The sequence below is a fragment of the Brevibacterium luteolum genome (assembly GCF_025147615.1).
In the GTDB taxonomy this organism is placed as follows: domain Bacteria; phylum Actinomycetota; class Actinomycetes; order Actinomycetales; family Brevibacteriaceae; genus Brevibacterium; species Brevibacterium luteolum.
Window position 1 is genome coordinate 1 of the sequence record NZ_JALXPM010000070.1, and the last position, 10,794, is coordinate 10,794.

A 10,794-nucleotide genomic window follows, 5' to 3' on the forward strand; every position below is an offset into this window, starting at 1 on the left:
CGAACCCGCATCTTCCGGGTAGAAACCGGACGTCGTGATCCTTTGGACCATGGAGGCACTGGACATCTTAGCGCTTGCGCGCCCACCGTGCCCGCCGGGGGCTGGCGGCCAACTGCGGCAGCTGCGGCGTGGTGAGTGGTGTCAGCCTGGGAAAACCGAGAGAGTAGGAACGTGACTCAAGGACCGAACGACACCAGCCTGTCCTCAGGCGTCGCGCCCGCCCTCAGCGACCTCATCAAACGGGTGCGCGATGCGCGCTTTCCGCTGCACACACCCGGCGCCGAGACCGGCCGCAGCCTGCAGCGCAGCCTTGATGACCAGCTGACCGACTACCTGCTGCCGCGGGTCAGCCAAACTGATGCCCCACTGCTCGTCGTCGTCGGCGGCTCGACAGGTGCTGGCAAGTCCACGCTGGTGAACTCGATCGTCGAAGCTGACATCTCCGCCACCGGCGTGCTGCGCCCGACGACCCGCTGGCCGGTCCTCATCCACCATCCTGATGACCAGGAGCACTTCGCCTCCGACCGGATCCTGCCGAGCCTGGAGCGAGTCATCGGCGAATCGACTGACCTTCAGCGTCCGCAGCTGCGGCTCGTCTCCAGCACCAGCGTGCCGCCGGGCCTGGCCCTGCTCGACTCACCGGACATCGACTCCGTCCGCGAGGAGAACCGCACATTGGCCCGCCAGCTGCTCGCGGCCGCCGACCTGTGGCTGTTCGTCACCACCGCCTCCCGCTACGCCGACGCTGTGCCGTGGGAGCTGCTCAAGCAGTCCGCCGAACGCGGCACCGCCGTCTCGATCGTGCTCGACCGCGTGCCGCCGAAGGCCAACCGGGAAGTCCGCCATCACCTCTCTGGGCTGCTCGCCGAGGCGGGGCTGGGCTCAGCGCCGATCTTCACCGTGCCCGAGCTCGTGCTCGTCGATGGCCGGATCCCTGAGGCCGCAGTGTTCCCCGTGCAGTCGTGGATCATGAACCTCGGTCGCAACTCCCGGGCCCGTGACCGGGTCATCGCCCAGACGCTGACCGGAGCGCTGGCGGCCGTGCCGGGCCGCGCGCTCACCCTGGCCGACTACGTTGAAGAGCAGGAATCGGCCCACCAGCGCCTGCAGGAGACCGTCACCCGTGAGTTCGGCAGCGCCCGCGAGGAACTCGCCGAATCACTCGTCGACGGCCGGGTGCTGCGCGGAGAGGTGCTCGCCCGCTGGCAGGATTTCGTGGGCACCGGACAGTTCTTCCGCGGACTCGAACCCACCGTCGCCCGGATCCGCGACCGCATCACCTCTGCGGTGACCGGCAAGCGCGACGCCGCCGAACCGCTCAACCAGGCGATCGAAGACTCCGTGGCGCTTCTCATCCGCGAGCAGGTCGTCACCGCCGTGTCGAACACCGCCCACGCCTGGCAGGCCAATCCCGAAGGCGATGCCCTTGTGAAGGCGAACCCGCAGATGACGCGGGTGCCAGCCGAGTTCGACGCCGATGTCGGGCGGATGGTCGCCCACTGGTCCGATGACGTCAACGAACTCGTCCGCGAAGTCGGGCAGAGCAAGCGCGCCAAGGCCCGCATCCTGTCCTTCGGCGTCAACGGCGTCGGCGCAGTGCTCATGCTGGCCGTGTTCGCCGGCACCGGCGGACTGACCGGAGCCGAGGCCGGTGTCGCCGGCGGCACGGCGCTGGTGGCCGGCAAGCTGCTCGACACGATCTTCGGCGACCAGGCCACCCGCGACCTGGCGCAGATGGCGCGCACCCGGCTCATCGACAGCGCATCCGAACTGCTCGAGCGCTACCGGGCGCCGTTCGACACGGCCCTGAATGACAGCGAAGTCCCGCCCCGCCAGGCAGGCAATCTGCGCGGCGCCGGCGACCGATTGGAGGAAGCACTGTGAGCGATGCCACGCGCAGCGAGATCGCGACGCTGACAGAGGGCATCAACCGCGCTCTCACCCTGGGACCGCGCAAGATCTCCGATGAGACCCGCGCGGCAGCCACCGAACTGCTGGACAAGGCCGAAGCGCGCCTGAAGCTCGGCGAGGAATCGACCGTCGTCGCCTTTGCCGGCTCCACCGGATCCGGGAAGTCCTCCCTGTTCAACGCGGTGGCCGGTCTGGAGATCGCCGAGGTGGGCGTGCGCCGGCCGACGACCTCGAAGCCGACCGCCTGCGTCTGGGGCGACGGTGGCGAGGAGATCATGTCCTGGCTCAAGGTGCCGGTGACCAACCGCACCTGGCGCGAAAGCGCCCTCGACGGAGACGACGAGGAGAGCCTGCACGGTCTCGTGCTTCTCGACCTGCCCGACCATGACTCGACCTCAGCTGAGCACCGCGTCGAATCCGACCGGCTCGTCAACCTCGTCGATGTCGTCTTCTGGGTCGTCGACCCGCAGAAGTACGCCGACTTCTCCCTGCACTCGCACTACCTGTCAGAACTGGCAGCCCACGCCTCGTCGATGGTCGTCGTACTCAACCAGGTCGACACGCTCTCAGCAGACGAGCGGGTTGCCTGCAGTGAGCACCTGCAGCAGCTGCTCGCCCACGACGGGCTCGACAACGCCCGCGTCGCCCTGGCCTCAGCTGTGACCCGCGAAGGCGTGCCGGAGCTGCGCCAGATCTTGACCGAGACCGTGCTCGCCCAGGCTGCTGCCTCCGAGCGGCTGCTGACTGACCTCAAGGAGATGGCCGGCCGGATCCGCGGTGAGCTCGGCACCCCGGTCGACCAGCCTGAGCAGCTGCAGGGCGCGGACCGGCTCATCGACGCGATGGTCGATGCCGCCGGCGTGCACGCGGTTGCCCAGACTGTCGAAGACGACTACCTGCGCCGGGCCTACAAGAAGACCGGATATCCGCCGCTGGCGATGGCTCAGCGCGGTCAGGCCGACCCGCTCGGCGCCCGCCACGGCGGTGACCGCGAGGATCTCATCCGCGCTGCCGTGCCGGAGACGTCGCGCACCCAGAGCGCACGCGTCAACCTCGCCGCTCACGAACTCGTCGTCGACGCCGTGTCCACACTGCCGATGGCCTGGCAGGCCGATGTCGCCAAGGCGGAGAAGCAGTCGACTGCCGAACTGACCCACACCCTCGATGAGGCGGTCACGGCCGTGCGCATTGAACGGCGTAAGCCCGGCTGGTGGACGTTGGCCGGTGTGCTGCAGAACCTGTTCTTCCTCGCCACTGTCATCGGCGCCCTGTGGCTGGTCATCCAGCTCGTCCTGCTGCTGACCGGTGTCGACGTCACCTCCGGGTCGACGCTGCTGTGGATCATCCCCGGCGCGCTGCTGCTCATCGGCATCACCGGTTCGGTCATCACGAGCCTCGCTGCGGCCTCAGCTCGGCGCAAGGGCGCGAAGGAAGCCGCCGATGACGTTGCCGAACGACTGACGCAGGCGGTCCATTCGGCTGCGGCCAGCTCGTATCTGGCACCGATCACCGGCGTGCTGCGCGAGCATCGCGAGGTCTACGACAGCCTGCGCTGAGCATTGGAGACCGGCGCTTGTGGATGCCAGACGTGCATCCACAGGCGCTGAGTCATATCTGGGCTCTCACTGGCCAGGTTGGGAAGAGTGACAGGCAGGTCTCAGCAGAGGCAAGAGAAAGGACCTGCTCATGAAACAAGTCAATTACTTCGTCGGCACTGCAGGCGGTGACTGTCAGACCGGCACCCTCAGCGATGGACGCGTGTGGGCGTCCTTCAGGCTGGCGGTCAACTTCGGGTTCTACGACAACGAGAAAGGGGAGTACCGGGAGATCGACACCTCCTGGTTCGATGTCTCCTGCTACGGCGACCTCGCCCTCCACGTGAACTCATCGGTGCACAAGGGCGATGCCGTCATCGTCGCCGGCCGGCTGCGGATCCGCGAATGGACCGACACGACTGGCACGAAGTCCGGGAAGAACCCGCAGATCATCGCTGAGGCCGTTGGCCACAATCTGCGCTTCGGCACAGCGAACTGGGCTCGCAACACCCGCAGCGGCGCCAAGAGCACGGCAAGCGGCAGCTCCGGCGGTTACGACAGCCTCGGCAGCCCGCCGCCGGCATCGTTTGCAGCCTCAGCGTCGAGCGACGATATCGACGAGACCATGGTTGACACCTCAACAGGGTAGATCCACGACGATCACGCCATGGAGCCGGCCGGGCAGAGCTGAGCACAGGCACGTCATCGGGCAGGTTCGGGGCGCGACTTCGGCGCGCACGGCCTGTCCGGCGACATGCCGGTGAATCTGTGTCGCTTCGGTGAGACGAGTCTGCTCAGTCCGGTTAGAGTAGGACTGTTGTGTGGCACTGACTGAAGGACGACAATGCTTCGACGGTTTCTCGCTGCCGGAACGCTGGCCTGTTCCGCAGCACTCATCAGCGGCTGTTCGCTGCTGAACCAGCAGGCAGCCGAACCGAACCCGGTGCAGACCAAAGAGGTTCCGGCTGTTGTGGACGAAGTCGTCGCCGCACTCAAACCGCTTGAAGGCCGTGGCGATGTGCCGAGCACCCAGGAGTTCTTCGACACGATGACCGAAGCCGGGTACAAGCCCGAGCAGCTCGAAGCGACGATCGACGCATCACCCCTGGGAAATGACGTGCCGGCGAAGATGTTTGGCGTCAAGGTCGACGACGGCTGCGTCGTCGGTGAGATCCGCTCCGGCAATATCACCGCCCATCTGGCCAAGCCCACCGAATCGACTGGCACGTGCCTGCTCGGATACGTCGAACGGCCCGAGGGCGTCGACGCGCCCACGGGCGATGAGCGCGACGAGGATTCCGATGACAACGGCGCCGGGCACATGCCAGGTGAGGACATGAACGGTGAGGACCCCGAGGAGCCGAGCGAGACCGGCGGTTCCGATGAGGGAACCGGCGACGGCGGCGGTGAAGGCAGCGGTGAAGAGGAAGAGAGCACCGAAGCGCCGCAGCTCGGCGGCTGACCCGCTCCCCAGATGCGCTCGCGCACCGGCTGTAGGGCGGGCGCGGAGGAATGGCCTAGCCATGTGGGAACCGATAGTCTGAGACCACTATGGCCGAATTCATTTACACCATGCATAAGGCGCGCAAGGCGCACGGTGACAAAGTCATTCTCGACGACGTGTCGATGTCGTTCTACCCCGGAGCGAAGATCGGCATGGTCGGCCCGAACGGTGCCGGTAAGTCCACCATCCTCAAGATCATGGCAGGCATCGACCAGCCATCGAACGGCGAAGCCCGCCTCAGCCCCGGATACTCCGTCGGCATCCTGCTCCAGGAGCCGCCGCTGAACGAAGACAAGACCGTCCTCGGCAATGTCGAGGAAGGTGTCGGCGAGATCAAAGCGAAGCTGGACCGCTACAACGAGATCTCCGAAGAGATGGCCAACCCGGATGCCGACTTCGATGCCCTGATGGAGGAGATGGGCAAGCTGCAGGAAGCCATCGACGCAGCTGATGCCTGGGATCTCGACTCCCAGCTCGAACAGGCGATGGACGCACTGCGCTGCCCGCCGCCGGACGCCGACGTCAAGGTCCTCTCCGGCGGTGAGCGCCGCCGTGTGGCACTGTGCAAGCTGCTGCTGGAGAAGCCCGACCTGCTGCTGCTCGACGAGCCGACCAACCACCTCGACGCCGAGTCGGTGCTGTGGCTCGAACAGCACCTCAAGACCTACCCCGGCGCCGTCATCGCCATCACCCACGATAGGTACTTCCTCGACCACGTCGCCGAATGGATCGCCGAAGTCGACCGCGGCCACCTGTACCCCTACGAGGGCAACTACTCCACCTACCTGGAGAAGAAGCAGGAGCGCCTCAAGGTCCAGGGCAAGAAGGACGCCAAGCTGCAGAAGCGCCTGAAGGACGAACTCGAATGGGTCCGCTCGAACGCCAAGGCCCGCCAGACGAAGTCCAAGGCCCGCCTCGCTCGCTACGAAGAGATGGCAGCTGAAGCGGAGAAGACCCGCAAGCTCGACTTCGAAGAGATCCAGATCCCGCCCGGCCCGCGCCTGGGCGACATCGTCATCGAAGCCAAGGACCTGCAGAAGGGCTTCGGCGACCGTACGCTCATCGACGGCCTGTCGTTCTCGCTGCCGCGCAACGGCATCGTCGGCGTCATCGGCCCCAACGGCGTCGGCAAGACGACGCTGTTCAAGACGATCGTCGGACTCGAAGAGCTCGACGGGGGAGACCTCAAGGTCGGCGACACCGTCGAAATCTCCTACGTCGACCAGTCCCGCGGCGGCATCGATCCGGAGAAGAGCCTGTGGGAGGTCGTCTCCGACGGACTCGACTTCATCCAGGTCGGCAATGTCGAGATGCCCTCGCGTGCCTACGTCTCCGCGTTCGGCTTCAAGGGACCCGACCAGCAGAAGAAGGCCGGCGTGCTCTCCGGCGGTGAGCGCAACCGCCTGAACCTCGCGCTGACCCTTAAGCAGGGCGGAAACCTGCTTCTGCTCGATGAGCCGACCAACGACCTCGACGTCGAAACCCTCGGTTCGCTGGAGAACGCACTGCTCGAATTCCCCGGCTGTGCCGTGGTCGTCTCCCACGACCGCTGGTTCCTCGACCGCGTCGCCACCCACATCCTCGCGTGGGAGGGCACCGAAGAGAATCCGGCCAGCTGGTACTGGTTCGAAGGAAACTTCGAAGCCTACGAGAAGAACAAGGTGGAGCGCCTGGGCGAAGAAGCCGCCCGCCCGCACCGCGTCACCCACCGGCGCCTCACCCGCGACTGACGCACACGCGCATCGACAGCACGAGGCCGGCTGCTTCCGATCGGGAGCAGCCGGCCTTCGGCATTCATGTCACTATTGGGACTTGATGCGGACCATGCCCTCCTGCGCGACCGTGGCCAGCAGCTGACCGGACTGTGAGAAGATCCGCCCGAGCCCCAGCCCGCGGCCCCCGCGCGCTGACGGAGACGTCTCCGAGTACAGCATCCACTCGCCGATCCTCACCGGCCGGTGCCACCACATCGCATGGTCGAGACTGGCCATCCGCAGTCCCGGCGTCATCCACGTCAGGCCCTGGCGACGCAGCACCGGGGCGAGCAGACTGAAATCACTGGCATAGGCCAGCGCAGCAGCATTGAGCAGCGGGTCATCGGGAAACGCCGCCGAGGCGCGGATCCACATCCGCTCCTGGGCGCGTGCCTGAGGGTCGGGATCGAAGTAGATCGGCGGCTCGACCGGCCGCACCTCGAAAGGCCGCTTGCGCAGCCAATCGCGCATGAAGGGGATGTCGACATCGGCCATCAGCTCGTTGATCTCCGGGCAGTCCTCCGGGGCCGGCACATCGGAGGGGAACTCATCTCCGTGCTCCAGACCGTCCTGCTCGACCTGGAACGAGCAGATGAGCGAAAGGATCGGCTCATCGCGCTGATAGGCGTGCACCCGGCGGGCAGAGAACGACCCACCGTCTCGCAGCACCTCGACGCCGAAGGTGATCGGCTCGCTGACATCGCCAGGGCGCAGGAAGTAGCCGTGCAGCGAGTGGATCTGACGGGCGGGATCAACGGTCTGCCCGGCTGCCATGACACATTGGGCCAGCACCTGACCGCCGAACACCCGGCCATCGGGTTTGTACTGGCTGCGCCCGAGGTAGAACTCCGACTCCCGTGTGCCGGGGATCGGGTCGGTCGGGGTGACCTGCAGCAGGTCGATGAGCTGGGCTACGTTGTCTTCGGCACCCATCAGTGCCCTCCTCGCTGTGTGATGGCAACTGCTGGCAGTCTACGCGCCTGCACGCCCATCCGCCCTGACCAGCCGCCAGACTGGTGTGCCTGCCCACCGGCACCGGTGGCAGAATGGAGCCATGCCTGAATCCCTGTCGAACCCGCTGCTGTCCGGTCCCTTCGCCCGCGTGCTCATCGAACTGCGCTGGGGTGATATGGACGCCTACGGGCACGTCAACAACGTCTCCCAGCTGCGCCTGCTCGAAGAGGCCCGCGTCCGCGCCTTCGGCTCCCCAACCGCCGACCGCGACGCCGCCGCTCCAGCCGACATCCCCGGCGCCGGGCAGCCGGTGCAGGGCCGTGCCTTCCCGCCGGTGCTCGGCGAGGCGGCAGGGGAGACGAACCTGCTCGTCTTCTCCCACCGCATCGAATACCGCCGCCCCATCGGTTTCCGCACCGGCCCGATCGCCGTCGACACCGTCATCTCCGGGGTGACCCCGGCGACTATGGAGGTCGGCTACGTCATCGCCGAACCCGACGGCAGCGAGGTCTACACGCTGGCTGAGACCGTGATCGCCTTCGTCGATGCCGCAACAGGCCGGGCACGTCGGCTGAGCGAGGCCGAAACGGCGGCGATCGAACCGTTCGTCACCGACCCGGTGCCGCTGCGTCCGGTGCGGGCCCGCCGCTGATGCGCAGGATCGGCATGCGCACATCCGCACACATCCGCCTCACCACGTCCGAGGCGCTGGCCGACTGGGAGGTCTTCGCCTCCCGCGCCCAGCGCATCGACTCCGAGGGCGCGATGCGCCTGACGGTCACCGGCGATGTCCTCGTCGTCTCAGCAGCACCCCTGTTCCCGCACGGGCTCGGCGACGCGACGCCGCTGACGGTCGGGATGCGCATGTTCCGGCTGGTCGGCACCGGTCTCGACGGCCTCGACGTCGTCGTGCCGACAGCGGCGATCTGCGACCGCTTCGCCCGGCTGCGCAGCACCGGTGAGGAGGCGATGCCGATCCCGCCGCAGGAGATCCAGGTGTCGTGGGCCGGCATCGCCCCGCCGCGCGGGCCGTGGCTGCCGGTGGGCCAGCTGGCCGATGCTGAACTCATCGCCGCCGCCGAAGCAGGTATCGCCGAGGTGGCAGCCGGGACGCCGGAGGTGGCTGGGATCCACGCGGTGACCGGTCTGCGCCGCCGGGTGTGGAGCCGGCCGCTGCCCGGCGAGTTCGAGGACCGGCTGCCGGCAGCAGTGGCCTTCGCGATGTTCGGGCTGGGATTCGTGCAGCCCGGTGGCGTCACGAGTGTGTTCGAAGCGCCGGGCTGGCTGCGGCTGAGCTCACCGCGCGGTCATGTGCTCACCCGCGGCCGCGGCGACCGCGCCGCCTGAGTCGCAGCTTCCTGCCGGGCGGTCCCGGCAGTCCAAGCTCAGCTGTTGGGGGTCAGTGGCCCCAGGCTCGTGCGCGGCGTTTCGCCGGGTTCATCGAAGCGGTTGACCATTGCGGTCGCAGCACGCTCGAAGTAATCCCACACCATCGTGTCGTGCAGCGGCGGCAGCTCCAGGGAGTCGAGTGCCGTGCGCATGTGCCGCAGCCAGTGCTCCCGGGCCTTCGGGGTGACCGGGTACGGGTTGTGCCGCATCCGCAGCCGCGGATGGCCGCGCTCCTGCGAGTAGGTCGTCGGCCCGCCGAAGTACTGCTCCAGGAACGTCTGCAGCCGGTGCTTGGCGCCGTCGAGCTCCTGGCCTTCGGGGTACATCGCGATGAGGTACTCATCGGCTGCGACCTCCCGGTAGAAGACGTCGACGAGCTGGGTGAAGGCCGCATGGCCGCCGATGATCGTGAACATGGTGTCTGGGCGCTGAGTCGTCACGCTTCGATCCTATGAGTCACTCGGGTCGCGCCGCGAACTCTGCTGCGTGATCCCGTAGGAGGGATCCTTCGTCGCGGTGCTCTTCTGGTTCGCCCGCGCCGGCAGCGGGTCGTCGGCGATGTCCTCATGCTCCTCATCGCCGCGCTCTGCCGTGGCGGTGGCGGTGCGGCCGGTGTCAGCGGGGCTGCCGGCAGTCTGCTGGCGGGAGGGCAGCGTGCCGGTGGTGCCGAAGTCCGACGCCGAGGCGGTGGTCTCGACCGGCTGGGCGCGCACGATGGTCTGCTGGGCCAGCGGGATGCGGATGCCCTGCTCGTCCATCAGCCGCTTGACGGTGCCGCGGAAGGCACGGGCGACGGCCCACTGCTCATTGGGCTTGGTCTTGATGAACGCGCGGATCGTCATCGCCTCACCGGTGAGGTCCTGCACACCGAGGATCTCGGGATCTTCGAGGATCGAGGTCGTCAGTGCCGGATCGGCGCGCAGCTCGGCGACAGCGTCTTCGATGATGCCGTTGAGCACGTTCGGGTCGGAGTCATACGGCACGGCGATGTCCATGACCGCACGCGCCCAGCCCTGCGACTGGTTGCCTACGCGCATGATCTCACCGTTGCGCACATGCCACAGGGTGCCGTCGATGCCGCGCACCTTCGTCGTGCGCAGCCCGACCTCCTCGACGGTGCCGACGGCCTCGCCGAGGTCGACGGTGTCACCGATGCCGTACTGGTCCTCGACGACGAGGAAGAAGCCCGACAGGTAGTCCTTGACGAGCTCCTGGGCACCGAAGCCGATCGCCACACCGGCGATACCGGCGGAGGCGAGCAGCGGGCCGAGATTGAAGTCGAGCTCGGTCAGCACCATCATGACCGCCAGCGTGGCGATGATGATCGTCGCGATCGACGACAGCATCGACCCGACGGTCTGCGCGCGCTGCGCCCGGCGGGCCTTGGCGATCGCATCGGAGCCGTTGATGCGCGGGGTCTCGTTGGACCTCTGCCGGCGCCGGTTCTCCGCAGCGTTCGAGCCGTCGGCGATCTTGCCGGCGAACTTGCGGATGATCTTGCGGGCGACGAGGTTGAGGATGACCGCGCCGACGATGATGAAGGCGATGCGCAGGGGAGCGCCCAGCAGCCACATCCAGTCGAAGTTGGCGGTCTTGTCCACGGTCTCGTTCACCGCTTCCTTGATCTGCTCAGCGGGAGGTGTCGTTGAAGTGCTCATACGGGCGCAATCTTAGAGACCGCATCTGAAAGGGCAGTCAGAACAGGCCCGCCTCCGCTGGACATCGCATGAGGACGCGGTGTGGGATT

At 67.2% G+C, this 10,794-nt stretch carries 10 protein-coding genes; 7 read left to right on the forward strand and 3 right to left on the reverse strand.

Going from position 1 to position 10,794, the window contains the following annotated elements:
* Nucleotides 1-171 precede the first annotated feature (171 nt).
* The 5 genes from M3C25_RS12570 (at nucleotide 172) to ettA (ending at nucleotide 6,680) form a co-directional block, all read left to right on the forward strand.
* Entirely contained in the window at nucleotides 172-1,884 is a 1,713-nt protein-coding gene (locus M3C25_RS12570; RefSeq protein WP_259857081.1) for a dynamin family protein, read from the forward strand.
* On the forward strand, nucleotides 1,881-3,467 hold the full coding sequence (locus M3C25_RS12575) for a YfjP family GTPase (RefSeq protein ID WP_259857083.1): 1,587 nt from the start codon (nucleotides 1,881-1,883) through the stop codon (nucleotides 3,465-3,467). The genes M3C25_RS12570 and M3C25_RS12575 overlap by 4 nt, the downstream gene beginning before the upstream one ends.
* A 130-nt stretch (nucleotides 3,468-3,597) precedes the next feature.
* Nucleotides 3,598-4,095 carry a single-stranded DNA-binding protein gene (locus M3C25_RS12580; RefSeq protein ID WP_259857089.1) on the forward strand — a complete coding sequence of 166 codons (498 nt, stop codon included), beginning with the start codon at nucleotides 3,598-3,600 and terminating at the stop codon, nucleotides 4,093-4,095.
* Between the two features lie 195 nt (nucleotides 4,096-4,290).
* Entirely contained in the window at nucleotides 4,291-4,908 is a 618-nt protein-coding gene (locus M3C25_RS12585; RefSeq protein ID WP_102159731.1) for a DUF6993 domain-containing protein, read from the forward strand.
* 89 nt (nucleotides 4,909-4,997) lie between these two features.
* Nucleotides 4,998-6,680, forward strand: coding sequence for an energy-dependent translational throttle protein EttA (gene ettA, locus M3C25_RS12590; RefSeq protein ID WP_102159733.1), 1,683 nt, complete (start codon nucleotides 4,998-5,000; stop codon nucleotides 6,678-6,680).
* Between the two features lie 72 nt (nucleotides 6,681-6,752).
* Here the strand turns inward: ettA and M3C25_RS12595 are convergent, their stop codons facing one another.
* Nucleotides 6,753-7,637: an acyl-CoA thioesterase gene (locus tag M3C25_RS12595; RefSeq protein ID WP_102159736.1), complete on the reverse strand. Its 885-nt coding sequence runs from the start codon at nucleotides 7,635-7,637 to the stop codon at nucleotides 6,753-6,755.
* Nucleotides 7,638-7,758: 121 nt separating this feature from the next.
* Here M3C25_RS12595 and M3C25_RS12600 point away from each other — a divergent pair, with 121 nt between their 5' ends.
* Nucleotides 7,759-8,310 carry an acyl-CoA thioesterase gene (locus tag M3C25_RS12600; protein WP_170273960.1) on the forward strand — a complete coding sequence of 184 codons (552 nt, stop codon included), beginning with the start codon at nucleotides 7,759-7,761 and terminating at the stop codon, nucleotides 8,308-8,310.
* A 14-nt stretch (nucleotides 8,311-8,324) separates the two neighbouring features.
* Nucleotides 8,325-9,005 carry a DUF8185 domain-containing protein gene (locus M3C25_RS12605; RefSeq protein ID WP_102159740.1) on the forward strand — a complete coding sequence of 227 codons (681 nt, stop codon included), beginning with the start codon at nucleotides 8,325-8,327 and terminating at the stop codon, nucleotides 9,003-9,005.
* A 38-nt stretch (nucleotides 9,006-9,043) separates the two neighbouring features.
* Here the strand turns inward: M3C25_RS12605 and M3C25_RS12610 are convergent, their stop codons facing one another.
* Together M3C25_RS12610 and M3C25_RS12615 are read right to left on the reverse strand one after the other, a co-directional pair.
* Nucleotides 9,044-9,463 (reverse strand): globin, encoded by a 420-nt coding sequence (locus M3C25_RS12610; protein ID WP_102159742.1) that lies wholly within the window; start codon nucleotides 9,461-9,463, stop codon nucleotides 9,044-9,046.
* Between the two features lie 33 nt (nucleotides 9,464-9,496).
* Nucleotides 9,497-10,705, reverse strand: a complete 1,209-nt coding sequence (locus M3C25_RS12615) for a mechanosensitive ion channel family protein (protein ID WP_259857091.1) — start codon at nucleotides 10,703-10,705, stop codon at nucleotides 9,497-9,499.
* Nucleotides 10,706-10,794: the final 89 nt, after the last annotated feature.